Source organism: Nonomuraea fuscirosea (assembly GCF_035917475.1).
Lineage (GTDB): Bacteria > Actinomycetota > Actinomycetes > Streptosporangiales > Streptosporangiaceae > Nonomuraea > Nonomuraea fuscirosea.
In genome coordinates this window covers 6,549,485-6,571,133 of record NZ_CP109074.1, presented here as the reverse complement: position 1 = coordinate 6,571,133, position 21,649 = coordinate 6,549,485, and the positions used below count along the sequence as shown (strand labels likewise).

The following is a 21,649-nucleotide window of genomic DNA, read 5'->3' as shown; positions in this document are numbered from 1 at the left end:
AGGAAGATCGCCAAGCCCATCGAGTACGGCCTGCCCTTTCTGGCGCTGGAGCCTGACCAAGCTGGCCGAGTCCAAGCTGGCCGAGTCCCTGGTGGTCGAGGGGGGTGGTCGACGACAGCAGTCCGAGGACCTGCGCGAGCTCCTCGGTTCCCCGGATCTGTACCGGTGATCTAGGGCTCAACGTCTGGTGATGCGTTGAAGGCATGTCTCTGGAGCGGCATCGGCACCCACTTGGGCCACCTCCACGCGGGGTCCAAGCCGAACTCGTCCGTACAAGGCGCCGACAAGGTCGCAACCGGATCCCTTTCATGGCATGCGCGGTAGAACCTCACCCCGCTGTCCGAAACTGTGGGCTAGTGGTCCTTGTGGACATCTAAGGTGCCCCACGAGGCTGGTGGCGTGAGAGATGTGGTTGCGGCCGTCTATGACGGCGTGGTGCTGCTGGACGTGGCCGGACCGATGCAGGTTCTGCACGGGTCCGGCGGCTACCGGATACGGCTCGCTTCGGTCGATGGCCGGTCCGTGCGCACGGACATCGGAGTGCCTCTAGGGGTCGACCTGGCTTTGGACGGCGTCGAAGGTCCGGTTGACACGTTGCTCGTACCGGGTTACGCGCACCCCGATGGTGACCGCCCCGGCGAGGCGTTCCTGAACCGGCTGCGCGACATCAGCCATCGCGCGTGCCGGGTGGCATCGGTATGCACGGGGGCGTTGCTGCTGGCGGAGGCGGGTCTGCTCGATGGACGGCGGGCCACGACACACTGGGCCGCCTGCGTTGAGCTGGCGTCCCGGTTTCCGCGGGTCGCCGTGGAACCCGATGCCATCTACGTTCGTGACGGGCCTGTGGTGACCTCGGCCGGCGTCACCGCCGGAATCGATCTGGCGCTCGCCCTCGTCGAGGAGGACCACGGTCCTGACCTCGCGCGGGCGGTGGCCAAATACCTGGTCGTGTTTCTGCAACGCCCGGGTGGCCAGTCGCAGTTCAGCGTTCGCGCGGCCGTCGCCACGCCACGCCATCCCGCGTTGCGCCAGCTGCTGGACGCGGTCGCGGCCGAACCGGCGGGAGAGCACACCCTCGCCTCGATGGCGGCCCGTGCCGCGGTGAGCGAGCGTCATCTGACCCGGCTGTTTCGTCGCGAGGTCGGGCTCACCCCCGGTCAGTACGTGGAGCGGGTCCGGGTGGAGGCGTCGCAGGTCCTCTTGGAGACCACTACCGCCGGCGTGGCCTCGGTCGCCCGCAGTTGTGGTTTCGGGTCCGACGAGACGATGCGCCGGGCGTTCCTTCACGTTCTGGGCACGACGCCGACCGCATACCGCCAGCGCTTCCACGCCTCCCACGCCATCCCGTTCACCGAATGACTTCTCAAGGAGACCGCATGAGCTCATTCCTGCCCCGCCGCACCGTGCTGGGAGCCGGCCTCGCCGGCGTAGCGGGTCTGACGGTCGGTACACCCGCTGCTTCAGCCGTCGGCACCGGGGATCAGTACGCTGATCTGTCCTTTCCCACCACACGCATCGCCCGGGCGGCCCGGCAACTGGTGACAGACGCGCAACAGCCGTACTTGCGCAACCACAGCCTGCGCAGCTTCCTGTTCGGCCGGGCAGCCGCCGCCCAGGCCGGTCGCCGAGCGGGCGAGGACTACAACGCCGAAGTCATGTTCCTCATCTGCGTGCTGCACGACATGGGCCTGACCGAACGCGCCGCCACCAGCCAGCGATTCGAACTCGATGGCGCCGACTTCGCCGCCCGGTTCCTGGAGCAGCACGGCATCACCGACGCCCGTGTCGACACCGTCTGGGACGGCATCGCCCTGCACACCTCCTACGGCTTTCACCAGTCGCCGGTGTTCGCCCGGCGCCGCCCGCCCGAGATCACGATCGCCCAGGACGGCATCGGCATCGACCTGACCGGCGGCCCCGACCAACTACCCACCGGGTACGCCGAACGCGTACACGCCGCCTACCCCCGCCACGGCGGCGCCCGTACCCTGACCGACGCCATCATCAAGCAGGGTCTCACCGACCCGCGCAAGGCGCCGCCCATGACCCTGCCCGGCGAGATCCTGCACCAGCGGCACCCCGAGGTCCCCTATGCCACTTGGGCGAACATCCTCGACGCCAGCGGCTGGGACGACTGACGGCTACCTCACAGCCCCTGAGCCATGCCGTAGGTGTGTCCAGTTTTCGGCGTGCGCGAGCTTGTCACTTCAGGGGCTCTGCCAAGATTTCCGTGGTAACGCTCAGTTTCTAGCGATGGTGAGAAGTATCCGTTTGCGGAGCATAGCGAAGCCGGCTCGTCCGTACATCTGCCGTTTCAGCAGTTTGATCTTTTAACGACGCCTTCGGTGGGGCCGTTGCCGTAGGGCAGGGTGAGACCCCGTGACGACGGCGTCGTGGTCGATGAGCAGCCCCTTCGGCGAAGGAGCGCAGGGGCTGCAGACCGCCGGCGCCGACTTCGTTGATCCAGTCATCGAGCCGGTGTCACTGGCGCTGGGTGAGCAGGGCGGCGAAGGTGCGTACGTACTCGGTGGCCTGTTTCAGCTCCAGACAGCAGTCCAGCACTTCCTGCAGTCGTGCCGTGCGTACGGGGCTGAGGTGGGCCGGGTCGGTCATGATCCAGGTGGCGACGCGGCGGGGTGAGGGCGGCGGCTGGGCGTCTTCGGCGCGTCCTTGACCCGGGTAGCGGTACAGCAGGGTGGAGCCGCCTTCATACCCCATGGACTTGATCTCCTTCAGCAGGGTCCATACGGCCACGCCCGGTTCGGCGGCCCGGCGGCTGCGCAGGTGGTCGCGGAACGGGTCGACCAGCGTGGCGCTGCGTTTCGAGCCGCCGATCAGTTGCTCAACGCGTTGGGCGCGGACGTACTTCTTGACGGTGTTCAAGGCGAGGTTGAGCCGGCGGGCGATCTCGGTGTTCGCCAAGCCCTGGCCCAGCAGGGCGTGCACGGCCGCATACCGGCTGCGGGTGCGCCGCACGGCGGGACCTTCGTCGCGGCCCTGGCCTGCAGCGATGTCACGAAAGCAACCCCGGCGGGCCAGCGCGAGCTTCTCGACGGCCTCGCTCAGGTTCTTGAGCAGGTGCCAGCGATCGGCGCACTGCACCGCCTGCGGCGCGCCGTCGCGAGCGCCGGCCGCGTACGCGGTCGAGCGGTCTCGACCCGTCGTTAAGGAAGCTGTCACCAGGTACACCCGAGCGCGTTGAGCCTGGTCAGCGGCGTCGGCGGCCGGGGTCATGGTCTGCGAGTGCAGCGGCGACGGCTTCGGTGCTGGGGTTGGCGTAGATGCCGAGGCTGCGCAGATCGGTATGGCCGGACAGCGCCATGAGCATGGCGGATGACCAGCCGTCTTCCCCGAGGTGGGTGAGCCGGGAGTGGCGGAGCTGGTGGAGGGTCCAGCCGCCGGTGGTCTTCTTGAACAGGTACTCGGCGCGCTCGTAGGAGAGCCTGCCTCGCCCGGTGACCGGGCAGAGGTCCTTCGCGGCGGGAGCTCGGGCGGGTGCGGGCCGCCGGTCGGAGAGGAAGAGCGGCCCGGCGCGGCGGTCGCCGATCAGCCTGGGCAGGAGGCGGGCGGTGCCCGGGAGCGGGACGATCTGGGCGGCCACGAGTCAGCGGAGATCGCCGAGATCTGTGGAGGATACTGGCGGGGCGTAGGGATCGATGCCGAACCGGGCGATGAAATCCTGGTGGACCAGGTAGCTCCACACTGCCGTCTTGGCCGACACCATGCCGGTGAGTGAGCCCGCCCCGCGGGTGCCGATCTGCCGGCTACCGGCAGACGTCCGGCACTTCAGCGGCCGCGAGGCCGAACTGGTCACCTTGGACGGACTGCTTCGCTCGCGGACGATAAGCCGTCGCGCACCGCCACGACCTGCGCGATCAGCGGCACAGGCGGGGTCGGAAAGACCTCACTCGCCGTGCACTGGGCTCACCAGGTACGTGATCGGTTTCCCGACGGCCAGCTCTACGTGGACCTGCGTGGGTTCAGCCCCGGCTCCACGCCTATGACAGCGGCGGAGGCTGTGCGGATCCTGCTGGGGTGCCTCCAGCCACCGCACCACCAGATACCCTCCACCATCGAAGAGCAGCTCGGGCTCTATCGGCATCTGCTGACCGGTCGGCGGATGCTCGTTCTCCTCGATAACGCCCGAAATCCGGATCAGGTGCGCCTGTTCGGGTGGGCGGCCGATGTCCAGGGCGCTTGAGCGGCGTTCGGCGCGCCAGGCGGTCAGCACGGGCTCGATGAGCGCCCATCGGGCGTCGGACAGGTCGCTGGGATACGGTCGCGGTTCGGTCATGCCTTTGGCGTACTGCCGGACGAAGTGGCTGGCCAGACGGCCGTCCGGCCGTCGATCAAACCAGGGCGAGGTATCTCATCTTGGGATGAGACAGGATCTTTCGAGGCCAGACGGGCGGCTCGCGCTCCCTCGAATTACCTATCCGACACCGAAGTGGGTCGAAGCGCGCATCGATACGGCGATCAACGCGCGGAGCAAAACGGTCCTTATGTAACTTTTCAGGCCAAAACGCCCACTAACAGGGCAGACTGATCGAGGGCCATCGCGTTGTTTCTCCTCTGGTGTCACTTGGCGGTTTCACACAGAGACTCACGCGATGGCCCCCTTCGTTGAAGGCGACGCGCCGATGAGGGCCGGTTCTACACCACTCGACGGGACGTGACCCACGCGGGCCACCATCTCGGCCACCGTGAACAGCCCCGGCCTCTCCTCACGCACCCATTCGCGTTCCACCAACCGCTTGAGCTTGGACCGTAGTCCCTCCCGCTTGGCCGCCGCGTCCGCCACCCCATCGCCACCAAAACCTGCCCCGCCCGCAACGCCCCACCCGCATCCGTCATGATCTCCACCGCGTCCCGGTACACCTGCGGCAATACCCCCACCGTCATACCTGGCCGCCACGGCGGCACCGTCACCACTCCACGCGGAACCGCCTGCGCAGCCACCGCGTCAGCGGCCTCAACCTCACCCAAGGGCTCCTCAACCAGCTCGGCCACCTCACCCAGGATCGCCTCCACCGTCTCCCGAGTGACCTCCAACCGGGACAACCGATCCTCCTCGACCTCCAGCAGCGACTCCAGACCAGCGATCTGCTCCCGGATCTCCTCGATCCGCTGCCGAACCGCCGCGCCAGCTCGTTCAGCAACGAGCCCACCGCCACCACCGCCTCCCACGCCTGCACCCCCAGGAGAAACCGGTCACGCGATCAAACAGCCCAGACCACAACCGCCCAGCTCACAGGCTCACTCAGCCCGAGCTACACCCGTTGGATTGGTCGGTCGCCGATGCGGTTCGGACTCGCACACGTGATGATGGCCACATGCCTGAAGTAATGAGGTACGCCGCTTTCACTACCACTCCCACCGGCGGCAACCCCGCCGGAGTGGTGTTGGACGCCCGAGAGTTGTCAAACGCGGAGATGCTCGCCATCGCCGCCGAACTCGGCTACTCCGAGACGGCCTTCTTGCACCCCACGGATGAGCGCCAGTACCGGATCCAGTACTTCAGTCCGCTGAGCGAGGTCGCCTTCTGCGGCCATGCGACGATCGCTGCCTCGATCGCGCTCGGCGAACAGATCGGCCCCGGAACCGTGAACCTCGCTACCCAGGCGGGCCCGGTCCCGGTGGAGATCGCCGCGGATCCAACCGGTGGTCTCATCGCCACCTTGACCAGTCCGCCGACCTCCACCCGTCAAGCCTCCGAGGAGGAGACCCGGCCCGCGCTGGCCGCACTGGGCTGGTCGGCCGACGATGTGGACCCCGACTACCCGGCGCACGTCGCCTCCGCCGGCAACGACCATCTCGTCCTGGCCGCGGCCAGCCGGGGTCGTCTGGCCGACCTCAACTACGACTTCGATGTCCTCGGCAAGATCATGACTGACTTGGGATGGACTACCATCCACCTTTTCTGGCCTGAATCCCCCGTCGTCTTCCACGCCCGCAACCCGTTTCCGCCTGGCGGCGTAGTCGAGGACCCAGCCACCGGTGCCGCGGCCGCCGCCTTCACCGGGTACCTGCGTACGCTGGGACGTCTCAAAGATGGCACCGTTCTCACCATTCATCAGGGCGTCGACATGGGACGGCCCAGCCTTTTGACGTGTTCCACTATTCCCGGCGATTCTCGTGTCAAGGTCTCGGGCACCGCGGTGCCCATTCAGTAACGGCAGTTCGGGGCTCGCTGTCCGAGGTCGACACTCGAGGCTCCCGCCACACCCCATCAATGGATCCGTCTGACAGGGTCCACCCAGTGGCTCCACTGGTTGGTGTCGGTATCGACGTCTCGGGTCGCCAGCATTTCGAACGCCGTGCACTGCCGGTGCCCGGCACCCAGCGTCTGTCGACGATCGTGGCGCAGAGTCGGGGTCGCTCGTGGTCCCGCCCGGCTCCGGCCGCCTGATCTCGACCGAGGTGAGGGTCTCCGCCGCTGGAGGGGCTCTGATCAGCGGGCTGTCGGCGTCAGGTCGCACAGGAGGATTCGATGACTGAACGGGACGGTGTCGTCCGGCCTCCGGATGACGCGGACACCGATCTTTACACGACGGTTCTGCCGGAGGTGGCGCGGGAAGCGGCCGAAGCGAGTGCTGCCCTGGTACCCCGGGCTGTCGTGGTGACGGGGGCGTCCGAGACCGGCGGTCTCCCTTCGGTCTCCGACGTGAGGGACCGGCGCCCTGCGGACTCAACGGGATCAAGGTAGCCGCAGGTAGAGCGCCAGATGGAAAGGTAGGGCGGGTGGGACTTGAACCCACGACCCACGGATTATGAGACTCCTCGATCCGTGTCGATCAGTGTCATTGGGTGCCATTTCATGCGGTTGTCGTCATGATTGTCCATGCCATAATGCCGGCCAGTGGTGTCGTGTGACGTGTTGTACCCCCGTACACCCGAGCAACCATGGGCCTTTGACCATCGGAATATGTGTGATTTGTCCCCCGGTTCGGCGTGGTCGCTGGCCGACCTGGCCGGTGACCAGTGTGGGCGAGCAGCCACGGAGCAGTCTCTACCGGGCTTTGGAGGTTCTGAGGCTGTTCAGCGCTGCGGTACATAGGGCTACGCATAATTGCGGAGAGCGGCTCACTGAACGGCTGCTCCGAACTCGGAGTGGATGATCTATTTCTCCACTCCGAGACATCCTCTTGGGAACCGGAATTACTTGTGAGGATTGTTTCGGCGCCGTCGCGCCGGTGGTCGGTGTGTCGAGTCGGCTGGCCGACGCGCGCGATTGGATACGACGGCGGTGGCCAAGCCGATGATCGGAGCCGCAAGACCGAGGGCGGCCTTGATGATTGCCAACCAGTGCCGCATCTGATCTCCCTTGTGCTGACGGTCAACGGCTCCGGCAGGGGCCGTTGCGGACGAGATCAGAGCATCAGCGCCGCAGGATCTCCGGCTACGGTTGCGGACGAAGTCGGAATCATCAGGGTCGATGCCCGGGTCAACCGGCCATCGCGCTGCGATGATCATATTGCAGCAGGAAATCCGGATGCGTCCGGGAGGCTTTCCGCCCGCGGTGCGGGCCGCCTTCGCAGGATCCTCGAAGGTAGGGATTGAGTGCCCACTGATCCGCGCATCACTTCTGGTGATCTATCTGCACCTACGGTAGTCTCCGAGGCACTGTGGTGCGGATCACTCGTGATCTAAGGCGCTTATGGGTTTCTGGGCTACCCTTCGGCTGCTGCGATGTAGGCGAGGTTGGGGTTGCGGAAGAAGCTGCGGATGAGAGCCGGTGTCTTCTGTAGGCTCCGGAGGCCGGAGAGCATGAGGGCTTTCACCTGCTGAATCCCATCGACGGCCGCGCGGCCAACATGGTCGTGCTTGACGTTCTTCCAGACCCACTCGTCCGGGTTGAGTTCGGGCGAGTAGGCCGGAAGGAAGAACAGCTTGAGCATGCCGTTGCTGTCGTCGGCGAACTTCTTGAGGAGCTTGGCCCGGTGGACGCGACTGTTGTCGAGGATGAGGTACACCGGGCGTCCGTCACTGTCTGACATCAGTCGCTTGCAGAAGGCCTTGAAATCTTCAGCCTTGATGCCCTTGTCGAAGAGCTGAAAACGAAGGTGGCCTTGCCGGTTGACGGCCGACACCATGAAGGCGGATTACTTGGCTCCGGTGTGCTTGACGGTCGGCGTCTGACCGACCGGCGCCCAGGTCGTCCCGGCGTGATAGTGGGTGCCGATGGCCGCCTCATCTGCGAAGTAGATGATGGCGTCGGCATCCTTCGCCTCCTTGACGGTCTTCGGGTACTCCTCGGATTTCCAGCGCTCAACCAATTCCGGATTCTGCTGGTAGGCCTTATAGAGCGGTCGTTGCGGTGACATGCCGAGCTGGCGTAGCACGCGGCCGACACCGGCAACTGACAGTCTGACTTCCGGGCCGCGCGTTTTCTTCGTCTTCAGGCCGGCCTCGCCGTACTCGCGATAATCACTCTGCCATGCAAAGAGTGATGCTCTGGATACGTTGAGAATCCGGGCGAGATCGTCGCCGACTCTCCCCGTTCCAGCATGCGCACAGCGTGCAGTCGCTCATCGCGTGGTCCGCCGTCCATTTAACGCCATGCATTCATGATCTCACGCTATGTAATTCCATGGGTCCAGAAACCCACAATCTCCGTAGGCCAAGGAAGAGTCGGGGGATCGCTCTGGGTGACCGGCTGTGGGCGAGTGTGGTGACAGAGGCGATCGCTGGACTGCCCCGAACAGCGCTTCGCCATCTCGATGTGGACGGTTCCGGGGGGCCGGTCGTCCGCGTTGAGCTGGCGGATTCGGTTGATCATGCGGTTGTGTCGACGGCTCAGGTGTCCGAGGTACGCGTGGGTAGGGCGCAGCCGGTGCGCACTCGTAGTTTTGGTAGCGGTCGTGCACCAGCACCGATCCGGCCAGGTCGGCGAAGATAAACTCACCCCTGGTCAGGCTGGATACGGCCCGCAGTTTCGCGCGGTGCTGGAGCGCATCAGGATCCGCCTGCCGCTCGGCCGTCCGCGCACCAGGCCGGGCGCGGTGGCCGCCGATAAGGCGCACTCCTCCCGTGGCAACCGCGCCTACCTGCGCGGGCGCGGGATCAAGGCGGTCATCCCGGAGAAGGCCGACCAGGCGGCCAACCGCAAGAAGCGTGGCTCTCGCGGCGGCCGGCCGATCCGCCATGATCCGGATCTCTACAAGGAGCGCAACACCGTGGAACGGTGCGTCAACCGGATCAAGGAGTGGCGTGGGCTGGCCTTCCGGTTCGACAAGACCCCCGACAGTTACCTGGCCGGTCTTCATCTCCGGGGAGCCATCTTGTGGCTCCGTAGCCTACGACCGGCCTGAAGATCCGAACTCCGTACAGGCTCTCTAGCGGGGGTCGGGCTGGCCGGTGGCGGCGTGGGCGGCAGGTGTAAGAACCCACTGAGTTCGCGATCTCAACGCCTGGTCGCCTGAGCAGGGCAGGAGCTCCGTTTCCTTGGGCTGCCAGGCGCCACACCGGAGAGCCCTGTTTCGTGACCAAGCTCATAAATAGGACTAACCGGACTAAAGCTGGTCAAAACTCGGTTGCAAGCACATGTCACAGCAACAACGTTGATCACCCGAACCGCGGGAGACAACGAGTGACCGAGGAGAAACAGGAACATGAGGAACATCTCACGGCACCTGGCGGCCACCGCTGCCACCCTCGCCGTTGCCGGCGGCGTCATCTTCGCCGCCACTGCCCCCGCTTCTGCGGCCGTCAGTAGCGAGACTGCGCAAACCATCGCAGTGTCCTACCACTCGGGCGACCATGGCGGCCATGGGTACCGGAACGGTGACCACCGTAGGTACCGGCACCACAACGACCACCGTCGCCACGGTTTCCGTCACGCCCACTACAGGTGGGAAGGGAACCGTTGCTTCGAGTGGCACGGTGGCAAGTGGAGGCACGTGACGGAGGCTTATGCCAACCGCCACGGCTACCACCGACACTGAGTACCGGGATAGCGGCCCGGATGGTGTCTATTTCTGTGTGAAACAACCCTGTTGAGCAGGGGTGGCCCGCGGTCAGCGCCGAGCTAATCACTCGGTTGCCGGCCGCGGGCTTCACCTTAGCAACCCCACTTAGGGGATAACAACCCTTTAACAACCTTTTGTCCTATTCGGACGTCAGGTCGCCACGCCGGCGACGGCGCGCGTTCACCTTGTACCGCTTCATAACTCATTGCGTGGTGCTTGATCTGCGGTTTTGACCTCCACAGGCCCTACGGGCAAGATCGCAGTTCGTGTCGGTTCGTCTGTTGTATCTGACCTTGATCCGGGTGTTCGGCTGGCTGGTGTTGCTGGGGCGTAGCCAGGCGTTCAAGGATGTCGAGATCGTGGTGCTCCGCCATGAGGTTGCGGTGTTGAAGCGTCAGGTTGTGCGGCCGAGGCCGGACTGGGCCGATGGAGTGTTCTTGGCGGCCTTGGCCCGTGTCCTGCCGTCGGTGCTGCGCGCGCCTCGGCTGGTCACCCCAGGTACCCTCTTGGCCTGGCATCGTCGTTTGATCAAACGCTCCTGGACCTACCCCCGCCGCGCCGGCCGTCCCGGAACCAGCAAAGAGGTCCGGGATCTGGTCCTGCGCCTGGCCCGTGAGAACCCAAGGTGGGGGTACCGGCGGGTCCACGGTGAACTGGTTCGGCTCGGTTTGCAGGTCAGTGCGGCGGCCGTGCGGCGGATCCTGCGTTCACGCCGGCGCAGTCCGGCGCCTGGAACCTTCGACACTTCTTGGCGGACGTTTCTACGGCTGCAAGCGAAGGGACTGCTCGCCTGTGACTTCTTCCACGTCGACACGGTCTTCCTGAAGCGCTTGTACGTGTTGTTCGTGATGGAGGTGGACGCGCGACGTGTGCACATCCTGGGCGTCACCACTCACCCCACTGGCGCCTGGACGGCTCAGCAGGCGAGGAATCTGTTCATGGATCTTGGCAACCGGGCGAGGTCATTTCGGTTCCTCATTCGTGACCGGGACGCCAAGTTCACCGCCGCCTTCGGCAAGATTTTCACCAGCCAGGGCATCACGGTGATGAAGACACCGCCACGAACGCCCCGAGCCAACTGCTACGCCGAACGCTGGATCCGCACCGTCCGAGCCGAATGCACCGACCGCATGCTGATCTACGACGAACGCCATCTTCGCTCGGTCCTGAACGAGTACGTCGAGCACTACAACGCGCACCGCCCGCACCAGTCCTGCCGGCAACGCCCACCTGATCAAGACGAGGACGTCGTGGTGCCGCTGGAAGGCCGGGTTCAGCGCCGGAGGGTGCTCAGCGGAGCCATCAACGAGTACCACCGAGCCGCCTAGCTGTTCCGAAGAAACACCAGCTCAGACCACATGCAAGAGTTTTGAAGCGGTACACGCTCACGGAACGCCGTCGACTGAAGAATCGAGGTGAATGCTACGAGTGATTCTTGAGCGCTACATTATCCGATAGAATCAAGGGCGCGGAGATTTGGCACCACAGCTCCAGATGGCCCAAAGCTCAGGCCGTACTCCAGGCCTCTCGAGGGATCTGGTAAAGATCCCGATTCGAGGAGAACCACTCTCGATCGAGAAAACGTCCGGTGATCCGCCCGGCCATGCAGAGAAGGGAGTGGAGTTCCTGTGTGCTGGACATGTCGAGGTCCAGTTCAAGTCCTTCCGCATATATTTCATACTCGGGTACGCTGACCGATGCGCCACCGGTGTAGGGCGGATCGATTTCATTGACGAGCGCACCGTCCTGATAGAGGTACAGATGGTCGAGCTCACCCAGCCCTCCGTTGTAGAACACGGTGAGCAGCCGTCGTCCTCCAGAGCCGAGCGCTTTCGCCTCCGCAGTCGTATGAAAGGCGCTGAGCCAGAGGACATGTGTCCAACCGGGCGCATGGGGACCCATCCAGATGATCTGGTCGTCCATGGAGAGCATGTGTCTGGTCATCGCTTCGGCGAAGCCGCACTCCAAGCGCGAACGAGGGTCCACCCGCAGCAGCCGTGCCAACTCCTCTTTGTCGTCGCCCTTGATCCACATCCCGACGAACCAACTGCTCAGCCCAAATTCCTGCAGGAGATTCCATTGACTCTCCGTGGGCAGCAGCCCGGTCATGTCGCCATCGCATTCTCCGCCAACTTGGCAGGTATTTGAGGAAGGGAACGTGTGGTTGTCGGACCCGTAGCCCGGCAACCACACATCGATATACAGTGCACAGCAGCGGATTAAATACGGCTAATCCACGACCATCATCCAGAACGGACTGTCCTCCGCATTGTCGCCGACCTCGTCAGGCGTGAGGCGATACTGGGCGTAGAAGCTTGTTAGATGGCCGCCGTTGCTGCGGTTCCGGTGGAGATCGATGCCCCGCACTGAGTAATTCAACCTGTCCTTCGCCGCTCCTTGCTTGGTGGTCGCGTACGGATACTCGTCGCAGTCGTAGACGCCGGTGTAGTTGTCCTTGAACTTCTCATCGTGTTCATAGTATTTGCAGTAGTTGGTCGTCCTTGATGCGCGCCAGAACTTCTGCTTGTCCGGGTCGCCGTAGTCGGACCAGAACTGATGCTTGGAGAAAATCGCGCGGTTGTCTTCTTCGTCCTTCGCAGTGCCTCGGTGCAGTGGCTTGCCTGCCGGCGTGTTCGGCGCCGCCTCCCAGTTGCCGGGAATTGCCTTCGACAGCAGGGTGCCAGCCTTTTCTTTCGCCGGCGGATATTCGGGGTCTCGCGATGCCGTGGTGTCACCCTGCCGCAAGGGCGGGTAGGTCTTGATGTTCTCGGAGGGGTCCATCGCGTCTTCGATGTGCTCGATGACGTCGACGAAATTGGGACTCGCCTTCTTGGACATGGTCCAGACCCGATTGGCTCGGGTGTTGATGCATCCTCCGGTGTGGTCAGGGACACCGTCGTTGGCGTTGTCGGACTTCCCCAGCGTCTGCCAGTCTCAGCGGAAGTTAGGAGCCCACACGGTGCTGACCGCGGGGGGCGGGTCCCCGTTCCGGTAGACGCCGACGCGCTTTCCCTCCCGATCGAGAACATCCTGTGACCATAGACGTCCTATGTAGCCGACGCCCCCGATCGATGTGATGAGCGGCTTGATGGTGCACACCGCGTTCTTCTTGTCCGCCCCGGCATAGCCCCGGACCATGACGGTGACATGACTCGTCGACTCCCAGCTCGAGATCGACTTGAGGTGATCGCTGTTCCCGTCGACCTCGCACCGGGAAGAAGTCGATGACGACACAGTGAGGTCGAAGCCGATGTTCATCTGCTGGAGCCCTCGGAGCAATAGTCAAGACCTGTGGATTGTGAGTTCCTAGGCGGCTGTCGGGACGGGTGATTCAGCGGGGCGTTCGACGAGATTGTCGTCAATGAAGACCGCTCCGGCGCGGACCAGGGCGACCAGGTGGGCGCCGTTGACCGCGCGCCAGCGGGACTGGGCGGACTCGATCAGCTTGAAGGCCATGGCCAGGCCGGCGGCGCGGGAGCCAGGGCCCTTGGTGACCTTGGTGCGGTGCCGGACGGTGGCGAACGTCGACTCGATCGGGTTGGTGGTGCGCAGATGCCGCCAGTGCTCGGCCGGGTAGTCGTAGAAGGCCAGCAGTTCCTCGACATCGTCGGTGACCTTGGCGACCGCCTTGGGAAACTTGGCGCCGTAGACGGCCTCGAAGGCGGCGACCGCGGCCAGGGCGTGGTCCTTGCCCTCGGCGTTCCAGATCTCGGCCAGCGCCTTCTTCGCGCCCGGGTGGGCCGACTTCGGGAGCGCCCCGAGCACGTTAGCGATCTTGTGAAACCAGCAGCGCTGTGCTCTGGCCTGCGGGAACACCTCCGACAGCGCCGACCAGAAACCGAGCGTGCCGTCGCCGATGGCGAGCACCGGGGCGCGCATGCCGCGTCGGGCGCAATCACGCAGCAGGTCCGCCCAGGATTCGGTCGATTCGCGGTAGCCGTCGGTCAGCGCGACGAGTTCCTTGCGGCCGTCGGCGCGCACCCCGATCAGCACCAGCAGGCAGAGTTTGTGCTCCTCCGGCCGGATGTTGACGTGGATTCCATCGGCCCACAGGTAGACGTAGTCGACATTCGACAGGTCGCGGGCGGCGAAGGCGCGTTGTTCGGTCTTCCACTGCTCGGTGAGCTTGGTGATGACCGGCGCCGACAGGCCGTGGCCGGTACCGAGGAACTGGCCCAGCGCCGGGACGAAGTCGCCGGTGGACAGGCCGTGCAGGTAGAGCAATGGGAGCACCTCGGTGATGGCCGGGCTCTTGCGGCACCACGGCGGCAGGATCGCCGAGGAGAACCGGTGCCGCTCGCCGGTGGCCTCGTCGATGCGCTTGTCGTTGACCCGAGGGGCCTGGACCTCGATCGCGCCCGCGCTGGTCAGCACGGTGCGGGGCTGGTGGTGGCCGTTGCGCACGACCAGGCGGCGGCCGGCCTCGTCGCGCTCGTCGGCGAAAGCGGCGATGTAGGCGTCGACCTCGGCCTTGAGCGCTTCGGCGAGCATCCGGCGGGCACCTTCGCGGACCAGCTCGTCGATGAGCGCCGGCGTCGGGGCGGGGGTGGTGCCGGCGCGGTCGCCGCTGGCGGGATCAGGGACTACGGTGAGCACGGGTGTGCCTTTCCGGCCGACGTTGGCGCGTCGGTCTTGCTTGGTGGAATCACATGATCACCGGGAAGGTACACCCCTTTCCCGGCGATCTCGGTGTCCCCACTGATCGCCAGTGTGCTGTGCCGTACCGAAAGCTCATTGGCGTCCACCACCATGCCGGGCGCGAGCACCAGTTCTACGTTGCCGCCGCTCACCCGTAGTTCGATGACCAGCTCGGGCGCGCTGTGCGCGGCGCTGGTCAGGTCCAGCAGCACCTCGCACCACGCGATGCGTAGCGCCAGCCGGGCACCGGGATCAAGTCGGTGACGAGCGGCGCCAGGGCGTCGAGGGTGCGGGCGGTCAGCGCCGCGTCCAACCGCTCGTCGAACTCGACCGGGTCGAGCCGGCCGTCGGCGACGGCGGCGCGCGGCAGCTCGGTGACCCGGTCGCGGTCCGCGTCGGACGCGCGCAGCGCACGCGGGGAAGTCTTCTCCAGACCCCGCACGGGGAACGCTTGCGTCATCAGGTTCTCCTTCCGCCGACCCGGAGCGGTACCTCGGGCCGGCTATGCCCGATCTCGACCGGGCCGCCGTCAGCCGAGGCAGGCGCGGACGGCCGTGGCCAGGTTTGCCGCGCGCGGGTCGTCCGGCCGGTAATTCCAAAGGTTCGTGACGTAGGCGAAGCCGACACCGGCGTTAGGATCGGCGAAGCCGATCGAGCCGCCGGAGCCCGGGTGCCCGAACGACGCAGGCCCAGTCATCGGCATCGGCTGGCAGGCCCGCCAGAAGCCGAGCGACATCCAGAACGAGCGGTCGGCCGGAATGTTCAGGCCGGGCGGCAGCCCATGCATCCGCGTCGCGTCGGTCTGCACGTCCGTCATCCGCTCCACGGTCGCTGGGTTGAGCAGCCGTAGCCCATTCACGTTGCTGACCGTGGCGGCGTACATGCGCGCCACCGAACGGGCGTCGGCGAGCATGTTCGCGGCCGGGAACTCGGCCGCGCGCCAGGCACGCGTGAGGTGATAGCCGGGAGTGGTCAGGGCACCACCGAGCTCGCCGGCGCGGGCCTGAACCGAGCCCGGCGCCCACACGGCGTTCACCCAGGCGGTGACCGTGTCCGCGTCGAGGCCGGTGGTCGCGATCAGCCCGGCCAGCAGTTCCTCGTAGCTGAACGGGGCTGCCTCGTGCAGCCGGGCCACCCGCTTCTCCTGCTTCTCCGGCAGCCCGATCCAGGCGCTCAGCCCGAGCGGGGCGGCCACCTCCTCGGCGAAGAAGGTGCCAAGCGACTTGCCGGTGATCCGGCGAACGACCTCGCCAACCAGGAACCCGTAAGTGACGCTGTGGTAGACGTGCTCGGTGCCCGGCTGCCACAACGGCTTCTGCGCCTCGAGCTCGCGGATGACTGGGTGCCAGGCGCACGCCTGCTCGAACGTCAGCGGCCCGTCCACGATCGGCAGGCCGGCCTGGTGCGACAGTAACCAGCGCACCGGGATCTGCTCCTTGCCGGCGGCGGCGAACTCCGGCCAGTAGCGCGCCACCGGGGCGTCCAGGTCCAGCAGGCCGCGCTGGACCAGCAGGTGGGCGCAGATGGCGGTGGCGCCCTTCGTGGTGGAGGCGACCTGGACGATGGTGTTCCTGCGCCATGGCCGCCGCGCCTCGCGATCGGCCAGGCCGCCCCACAGGTTGACGACGGGGCGGCCGCCGACGTAGACGCTGCACGCCGCGCCGACCTCGCCAGGATTCTGGAAGTTCTTGCGGAACGCGTCGGCGACCTTTCCCCAGCCGTGCTCGACGCCGCGCTCGCCGTCGTCCACGGAGGCGCTGGCGGGGCCGGTGAGGGCGGCGTGCGTGCCGACGAGCGCGCCGGCGCCCAGCACGCCCTTCAGCACGGTCCGGCGGCCGATGTTCCCCTGCTCGGGTGTTCCGCTGGGCATGATGTCATTCCTCTCGATTGGTCCGAGATTTCGGGATCATCTGGTGTGACGGTGCAAGCGCCGGCTTCGCGGCTCTGGCGACTGAGCCGTCCACGTCCGGTTCGTGGTTACGCGTCCCAGGTGACCGGGAGGCTCTTGACGCCGTAGATGTCGGCGATCTCCGGGCGCAGGGCGACCTGTTCAGCCGGTACGGCCAGGCGAAGAGTCGGGAAGCGGTTGAGCAGGGCCGGGAAGGCCACGCGCATCTCGACGCGGGCGAGCTGCTGGCCCAGGCACTGGTGGATGCCGTGGCTGAAGGCCAGGTGGCCGCCGTCCTGCCGGTGGATGTCGAGGGTGTGGGGGTCGGTGAAGCGGGCGGGGTCGCGGTTGGCGGTGTTCAGGGCCAGGACGACCGTCGAACCGGCGGTGATGGCATGGCCGCCCACCTCGACGTCCTCCAGCGCGACCCGGAAGAACTGCTTGGCGACCGTCAGGTAACGCAGCAGTTCCTCCACCGCCTGGTCGGTGAGCGACGGGTCGGCGCGTAGCGCGGCCAGCTGGTCGGGGTTCTGCAGCAGGGCGAAGGTGCCCAGGGCGAGCATGTTGGCGGTGGTGTCGAAGCCGGCCGACAGCAGGATCAGGGCCATGCCCTGCAGCTCCTCGTCGGTGAGGTCGCTGTCGAGCAGGTCGCTGAGCACGTCGTCGGTGGGGTTGGCGCGCTTGGCGGCGACCAGCTCGGCGAGGTACTGCTGGACTGCGACGTAGGCGATGCCCACCTCCTCGTCGCTGGCCTCGCCGCCGAGGAACTTGTCGATGTTGTCCTGGAAGAAACCCCGGTCCTCGTACGGCACGCCGAGCAGCTCGCAGATCACGATGGCCGGGATCGGCTTGGCGAACGCCGTCACCAGGTCCACGGTCGGCCCGGCCTTATCCATGGCGTCCAGGTGCTCGGCGGTGATCTGCCCGACCCGCTCGGTGAGCAGCCGCATCCGGCGGACGGTGAACTTGCCGACCAGCGGCTTGCGGTAGCGGCCGTGTTGCGGCTCGTCCATCAGCAGGAACTCGCCGGGCGGCGCCGGGGGCACCTCGATGTCGCCGTAGTCGATGACCGGGTGGTGGCGCATGAGCTCCCGGCGGGAGCTGAAGCGGGGGTCGGCCAGGATCGAGCGGGTCAGGTCGTAGCCGGTGACCACCCAGCCCTGGTGGCCGTCGGGGAAGGCGAAACGGCTGATCGGGCTCTGCTCCCGGGCGTCGACCAGCTCCTTGGGCGGGTCGAAGGGGCAGCCGGAGGGGCGGCTGGTGGGCATCGAGGGGAGGGTGTGGGTCATGGTCTGTCCCTTTCAGGAGATCTTGCGGCGGTAGGTGCTCATGGCGAAGGCGTAGGCGACGACGAGGATGCCGACGCACCAGGCCAGCGCGACCCAGATGTCGTCGCCGACCGGCTGCCCGGCGAACAGGGCGCGGATGGCGTTGACGATCGAGGTAACCGGCTGGTTGTCGGCGAAGACGCGCAGGACCGTGGGCATGGTGTCGGTGGGCACGAAGGCCGAGCTGAGGAAGGGCAGGAAGATGAGCGGGTAGGAGAACGCGCTCGCGCCCTCCATGGTCTTGGCCGACAGGCCGGGGATGACGGCGATCCAGGTCAGCGCCAGGGTGAACAGGACCAGGATGCCGGCCACCGACAGCCAGGCCAGCACTCCGGCGCTGGAGCGGAAGCCCATCAGCAGGGCCACCAGCATGACGACCACGAGCGAGACCAGGTTGGCGACCAGCGAGGTCAGCACGTGCGCCCACAACACCGACGAGCGGGCGGTCGGCATCGACTGGAAGCGCTCGAAGATGCCGCCCTGCATGTCCATGAACAGCCGGTAGGCGGTGTAGGCGATGCCGGAGGCGACGGTGATGAGCAGGATGCCGGGCAGCATGTAGTTCACGTACGACGTGCCGGACCCGATGCTGATGGCGCCGCCGAAGACGTAGACGAACATGAGCATCATGGCGATCGGCATGATGGCGGTGGTGATGATGGTGTCGGGGCTGCGGGTGATGTGGCGCAGGGACCGTCCGAGCAGGACGGTGGTGTCGCCGAAGAAGTGCTTGCTCATGGCGGGGTTCCTCAGGCTTTCGTGCCGACGAGGGACAGGAACACGTCCTCGAGGGTCGGCTGCTTCTCGACGTACTCGACCTTGGCGGGCGGCAGCAGCCGCTTGAGCTCGTCCAGGGTGTCGTTGACGATGATCCGGCCTTCGTGCAAGATCGCGATCCGGTCGGCGAGCTGCTCGGCCTCGTCCAGGTACTGGGTGGTGAGCAGCACCGTGGTGCCGCCCTCGGCGAGCTCCTTGACGGCCTGCCAGACCTCGATGCGGGCCTGGGGGTCGAGGCCGGTGGTGGGCTCGTCCAGGAAGATGACGGGCGGGTCGCCGATCAGGCTCATCGCGATGTCGAGGCGGCGGCGCATGCCGCCGGAGTAGGTGGCCACCTTGCGGGCGCCGGCGTCGGTGAGCGAGAAGCGGGCGAGCAGGTCGTCGGCGACCTGGCCGGGGTTCCTGAGGTGGCGCAGGCGGGCGACCAGCACGAGGTTCTCGCGCCCGCTGAGGATCTCGTCCACAGCGGCGAACTGGCCGGTGAGGCTGATGGACTCGCGGACGTCGGCCGCCTGCGTGGCCACGTCGAAGCCGTTGACGCGGGCGGTGCCGGCGTCGGGCTTGAGCAGCGTGCACAGGATCTTCACTGCCGTGGTCTTGCCGGCTCCGTTGGAGCCGAGCAGGGCGAAGATGCTGCCACGCGCGACCTCGAAGTTCACGCCGCGCAGCACGTGCAGGTCCTTGTAGGACTTCTCCAGGCCGCGCACCTGGATCGCCGGAGCTTGCTGGGTCGTCATCACTGTTTCCTGTCGTTCTGTGCGGCGCGCTCGATGGCGCTGGTGAAGCGGTTGCGCTCGCGGGTCCGGTACTGTCCGAGGGGGTAGTTGGCCATGAACGCCTCGACGAACTCCACGGGGTCGTTGCCGAAGATGTCGCGGATCGGGGTGCCGTCCGCCGCGCTCCGCTCGAACAGCTCGATGAGGTCTTCGTACATCGTCATCGCGCCGGCGCCGTCGGCCGGCCCGAAGTGCATCAGGTACCGCTCCAGCGCTTCGACCGCCGTGCGGTAGTTGTCGGGGAGCCCCTTGACGCGGGCCTTGTACTGCCGCCAGCGCTTCTTCTCCTCCAGAGGCCCGGTGACGAGCTCCAGGTACTGCAGGTACCGGCTCTTGGATTCGTCAGCCATGTCTACTTGTCTCCTTTGCGAAGTCGTTGGAGCCGTTCAGCCAGGAAGACCCAGGTCTTCCAGAAGTCGTCGAGGTCCCTGCGTCCTCGGGCGCTGAGGGAGTACACCTTGCGCGGCGGGCCCTTCTCCGACGGCACCTTCCGCACGTCGACCAGGCCGCGCCGCTCGACGCGGACCAGGAGGGCGTAGACGGTGCCCTCGGCGATGTCGGCGAAGCCCTGGGCGCGCAGCCACGCCGTGATCTCGTAGCCGTGAGCGGGCCGGCCGGACAGGATCGCCAGAACGATGCCCTCCAGCGTTCCCTTGAGCATCTCCGTCAGTTGCCTGCTCATCGCCGTCCTCCTTCTGCCGCTATTCGGTGTCGCTGAGTACTGATACAAAGTAACACCGACTACTGGTACCTAGCAACACCGAATAGTTTCGCTGCTCTGCCCGTGACGCGATCCGGTGCACCGCGGGCTGCCCCTTCTAGAGCGTCAAGATCCCGACGGGATGCGCCTGGTTCGCATAGGGGTTGCGTCAGAGCGGCACCGTCGGGACGACCTCGCGCGAAGCTGGAAAGAGCGCCGTCCCCCGATCACGCCGGCTTGGGGCTCATGACAACAAGTCCCAGGATCGGCCAGACCGTTTCTCTTCAGGGAACAGCCCTTCCATGAAGTGATCTGGCCGTGCGCGGTGTCCGCTCGACAGAGGTCTCCGTCAAGATCTCCCGGCATCTGCAGCGCTTCGCCGCCTGGATCATCGATGGACTCGGGCACGACCGGCTCTCGGCCGTCACCCCGCGCGAGGTGAGTGCCTGGCGCGACCATCTGGCCGCCGTCGGCAACCGCGGCCGCGACGGCACGCCCGCGCCGATGGCGCCGGTGACCGTCAACAATCACCTCGCGCACCTGTCGGCGCTGTTCTCCTGGATCACCGCGCACGCCCCCGCCAGCCTGCTGCGCCACGGCGACCCAACCAAGAAGGTCGCACCGCTGCCGCTGGCCGCCCCGCAGCCGCGCGCGCTGGCCGCCGCCCAGGTGCGCACCGTCAAGAGCATCGTGGACCGGATCGAAACCTTCCATGAGGTCAAGGGGCGCCGTCACCGCGGTACCGGTGCGCGGGCCCACGCTCACGCCCGCCCGCTGCGCGACCGCGCCATCATCTACCTGCTGTTCGGCACCGGGCTGCGCCGTGCCGAACTGGTCGGCCTGGACCTGGACCAGTTGGAACCGGCCGGCCCCGACCGGCTGCGCCAGGCCAAGGAGGCGCGCCTGACCGGCGTCCGCGGCAAGGGCCGCACCAGCCGTACCGTCTTCCTCGGCCGCGACGCCCGCCAGGCGCCGGCCGGCTACCTCGCCCAGGAGCGGCCCGGCGACGCCGCCGCCAGCACCGTCGCTGGCACTGCGGCGGCCGCGCTGCTGCTGTCGGCCTCCTCCATCGCCGCCCGCCGCCCCGACGGCCGCCTGTCACCCCGCTCGATCAACACCATCGTCGCCGAGGTCGGCCGCCTGCACGACGCCCAGAACACCGACCTCGACCGCAGACTCGGCGCCCTGCGCCCGCACGACGTCCGCCACTCCTTCGCCTTCCAGCTCTCCCAGGCCTCCGGCCACAACCGCGCTGAACTCGAACGCCGACTCGGCCACGCCGATGACCGCTACCTGCCTGTACACCAACTTGCCCGACGACATCGCTGCCGGCTATATCGAGGATCTCTGACCCAGCGTCTTCGCGCGGGGGCGCGCACCACGGGTGCTGGCATGGGGGGCGGTTGCTGCTGGAGTCCTTGCTCGCGTCGTGGCCGGTACTGGCGCCCCTGTGACTGCAGGGATTGCGCGGCCTGCTCGCCCGGCTGCAGGAGGTGGCCGACGCCGTGCGGCAGCCGGGCGACTTCGAAGGGCGCATGCGGTGGGCAGCCACGCAGGTGATCGTGCGGGAGGCG

23 protein-coding genes and 3 pseudogenes are annotated in these 21,649 nt (G+C 66.6%); 6 read left to right on the top strand and 20 right to left on the bottom strand.

Annotated features, from left to right (window positions below; all coding sequences use genetic code 11):
- The first annotated feature begins 399 nt into the window (after nucleotides 1-399).
- Entirely contained in the window at nucleotides 400-1,359 is a 960-nt protein-coding gene (locus OIE67_RS30140) for a GlxA family transcriptional regulator (RefSeq protein ID WP_326626749.1), read from the top strand.
- A gap of 17 nt (nucleotides 1,360-1,376) precedes the next feature.
- Entirely contained in the window at nucleotides 1,377-2,138 is a 762-nt protein-coding gene (locus OIE67_RS30135; RefSeq protein ID WP_326626747.1) for an HD domain-containing protein, read from the top strand.
- Between the two features lie 343 nt (nucleotides 2,139-2,481).
- Here the strand turns inward: OIE67_RS30135 and OIE67_RS30130 are convergent, their stop codons facing one another.
- The 5 genes and pseudogenes from OIE67_RS30130 to OIE67_RS30110 form a co-directional block, all read right to left on the bottom strand.
- Nucleotides 2,482-3,180 (bottom strand): transposase, encoded by a 699-nt coding sequence (locus tag OIE67_RS30130; protein WP_326626745.1) that lies wholly within the window; start codon nucleotides 3,178-3,180, stop codon nucleotides 2,482-2,484.
- A 28-nt stretch (nucleotides 3,181-3,208) separates the two neighbouring features.
- A complete protein-coding gene (locus tag OIE67_RS30125) occupies nucleotides 3,209-3,601 on the bottom strand; it encodes a tyrosine-type recombinase/integrase (protein ID WP_326626744.1) in 393 nt (130 codons plus the stop codon).
- Nucleotides 3,602-3,604: 3 nt separating this feature from the next.
- On the bottom strand, nucleotides 3,605-3,814 hold the full coding sequence (locus tag OIE67_RS30120) for a hypothetical protein (protein ID WP_326626741.1): 210 nt from the start codon (nucleotides 3,812-3,814) through the stop codon (nucleotides 3,605-3,607).
- 390 nt (nucleotides 3,815-4,204) lie between these two features.
- Nucleotides 4,205-4,294 (bottom strand): annotated as a pseudogene (locus tag OIE67_RS55555) (IS5/IS1182 family transposase); the annotation flags it as partial.
- 309 nt (nucleotides 4,295-4,603) lie between these two features.
- Entirely contained in the window at nucleotides 4,604-4,801 is a 198-nt protein-coding gene (locus OIE67_RS30110; protein ID WP_326626739.1) for a hypothetical protein, read from the bottom strand.
- A gap of 532 nt (nucleotides 4,802-5,333) precedes the next feature.
- On the opposite strand from OIE67_RS30110, the gene OIE67_RS30105 reads away from it, so the two are divergent.
- Nucleotides 5,334-6,173 (top strand): PhzF family phenazine biosynthesis protein, encoded by an 840-nt coding sequence (locus OIE67_RS30105; protein ID WP_326626737.1) that lies wholly within the window; start codon nucleotides 5,334-5,336, stop codon nucleotides 6,171-6,173.
- A gap of 1,497 nt (nucleotides 6,174-7,670) precedes the next feature.
- Here OIE67_RS30105 and OIE67_RS30100 read toward each other — a convergent pair.
- The 3 genes and pseudogenes from OIE67_RS30100 to OIE67_RS55550 all read right to left on the bottom strand — a co-directional run.
- Nucleotides 7,671-8,093 (bottom strand): transposase, encoded by a 423-nt coding sequence (locus OIE67_RS30100; RefSeq protein ID WP_326626735.1) that lies wholly within the window; start codon nucleotides 8,091-8,093, stop codon nucleotides 7,671-7,673.
- 9 nt (nucleotides 8,094-8,102) lie between these two features.
- Nucleotides 8,103-8,366 carry a winged helix-turn-helix domain-containing protein gene (locus OIE67_RS30095; RefSeq protein WP_326645519.1) on the bottom strand — a complete coding sequence of 88 codons (264 nt, stop codon included), beginning with the start codon at nucleotides 8,364-8,366 and terminating at the stop codon, nucleotides 8,103-8,105.
- Between the two features lie 24 nt (nucleotides 8,367-8,390).
- Nucleotides 8,391-8,504 (bottom strand): annotated as a pseudogene (locus tag OIE67_RS55550) (helix-turn-helix domain-containing protein); the annotation flags it as partial.
- Between the two features lie 231 nt (nucleotides 8,505-8,735).
- Between OIE67_RS55550 and OIE67_RS30090 the strand changes: the two are divergent.
- Nucleotides 8,736-9,311, top strand: a pseudogene (locus OIE67_RS30090) (transposase); the annotation flags it as partial.
- A 923-nt stretch (nucleotides 9,312-10,234) separates the two neighbouring features.
- Nucleotides 10,235-11,296, top strand: coding sequence for an integrase core domain-containing protein (locus OIE67_RS30085; protein ID WP_326626734.1), 1,062 nt, complete (start codon nucleotides 10,235-10,237; stop codon nucleotides 11,294-11,296).
- 178 nt (nucleotides 11,297-11,474) lie between these two features.
- On the opposite strand, the gene OIE67_RS30080 is transcribed toward OIE67_RS30085, so the two are convergent.
- From OIE67_RS30080 to OIE67_RS30025, 12 genes are all read right to left on the bottom strand, one after another.
- Nucleotides 11,475-12,077 (bottom strand): hypothetical protein, encoded by a 603-nt coding sequence (locus tag OIE67_RS30080; protein ID WP_326626732.1) that lies wholly within the window; start codon nucleotides 12,075-12,077, stop codon nucleotides 11,475-11,477.
- 120 nt (nucleotides 12,078-12,197) lie between these two features.
- Nucleotides 12,198-12,806: a NucA/NucB deoxyribonuclease domain-containing protein gene (locus OIE67_RS30075; protein WP_326626730.1), complete on the bottom strand. Its 609-nt coding sequence runs from the start codon at nucleotides 12,804-12,806 to the stop codon at nucleotides 12,198-12,200.
- A 96-nt stretch (nucleotides 12,807-12,902) separates the two neighbouring features.
- Nucleotides 12,903-13,226, bottom strand: coding sequence for a hypothetical protein (locus OIE67_RS30070; protein ID WP_326626728.1), 324 nt, complete (start codon nucleotides 13,224-13,226; stop codon nucleotides 12,903-12,905).
- Nucleotides 13,227-13,274: 48 nt separating this feature from the next.
- Nucleotides 13,275-14,564, bottom strand: coding sequence for an IS256 family transposase (locus OIE67_RS30065; RefSeq protein ID WP_326626726.1), 1,290 nt, complete (start codon nucleotides 14,562-14,564; stop codon nucleotides 13,275-13,277).
- The gene (locus tag OIE67_RS30060) at nucleotides 14,552-14,818 is read right to left on the bottom strand and encodes a hypothetical protein (protein ID WP_326626724.1); all 267 of its coding nucleotides are present in this window, start codon (nucleotides 14,816-14,818) and stop codon (nucleotides 14,552-14,554) included. Before OIE67_RS30060 ends, OIE67_RS30065 begins: the two co-directional genes overlap by 13 nt.
- Nucleotides 14,803-15,066, bottom strand: a complete 264-nt coding sequence (locus OIE67_RS30055) for a DUF1707 SHOCT-like domain-containing protein (protein WP_326626722.1) — start codon at nucleotides 15,064-15,066, stop codon at nucleotides 14,803-14,805. Before OIE67_RS30055 ends, OIE67_RS30060 begins: the two co-directional genes overlap by 16 nt.
- Before the next feature lie 69 nt (nucleotides 15,067-15,135).
- The gene (locus OIE67_RS30050; RefSeq protein ID WP_326626720.1) at nucleotides 15,136-16,476 is read right to left on the bottom strand and encodes a serine hydrolase domain-containing protein; all 1,341 of its coding nucleotides are present in this window, start codon (nucleotides 16,474-16,476) and stop codon (nucleotides 15,136-15,138) included.
- Between the two features lie 107 nt (nucleotides 16,477-16,583).
- Nucleotides 16,584-17,783 carry a cytochrome P450 gene (locus OIE67_RS30045; protein WP_326626718.1) on the bottom strand — a complete coding sequence of 400 codons (1,200 nt, stop codon included), beginning with the start codon at nucleotides 17,781-17,783 and terminating at the stop codon, nucleotides 16,584-16,586.
- A gap of 12 nt (nucleotides 17,784-17,795) precedes the next feature.
- Complete coding sequence (locus tag OIE67_RS30040) at nucleotides 17,796-18,560, bottom strand: ABC transporter permease (RefSeq protein ID WP_326626716.1); 765 nt, start codon at nucleotides 18,558-18,560, stop codon at nucleotides 17,796-17,798.
- A gap of 11 nt (nucleotides 18,561-18,571) precedes the next feature.
- A complete protein-coding gene (locus OIE67_RS30035) occupies nucleotides 18,572-19,336 on the bottom strand; it encodes an ABC transporter ATP-binding protein (RefSeq protein WP_326626714.1) in 765 nt (254 codons plus the stop codon).
- Nucleotides 19,336-19,725: a DUF1048 domain-containing protein gene (locus OIE67_RS30030; protein ID WP_326626712.1), complete on the bottom strand. Its 390-nt coding sequence runs from the start codon at nucleotides 19,723-19,725 to the stop codon at nucleotides 19,336-19,338. The genes OIE67_RS30035 and OIE67_RS30030 overlap by 1 nt, the downstream gene beginning before the upstream one ends.
- A 2-nt stretch (nucleotides 19,726-19,727) precedes the next feature.
- Nucleotides 19,728-20,057, bottom strand: coding sequence for a PadR family transcriptional regulator (locus OIE67_RS30025; RefSeq protein ID WP_326626711.1), 330 nt, complete (start codon nucleotides 20,055-20,057; stop codon nucleotides 19,728-19,730).
- Between the two features lie 336 nt (nucleotides 20,058-20,393).
- Between OIE67_RS30025 and OIE67_RS30020 the strand changes: the two genes are divergently transcribed.
- Nucleotides 20,394-21,635, top strand: coding sequence for a tyrosine-type recombinase/integrase (locus OIE67_RS30020; RefSeq protein ID WP_326626709.1), 1,242 nt, complete (start codon nucleotides 20,394-20,396; stop codon nucleotides 21,633-21,635).
- The last annotated feature ends 14 nt before the right edge of the window (nucleotides 21,636-21,649 follow it).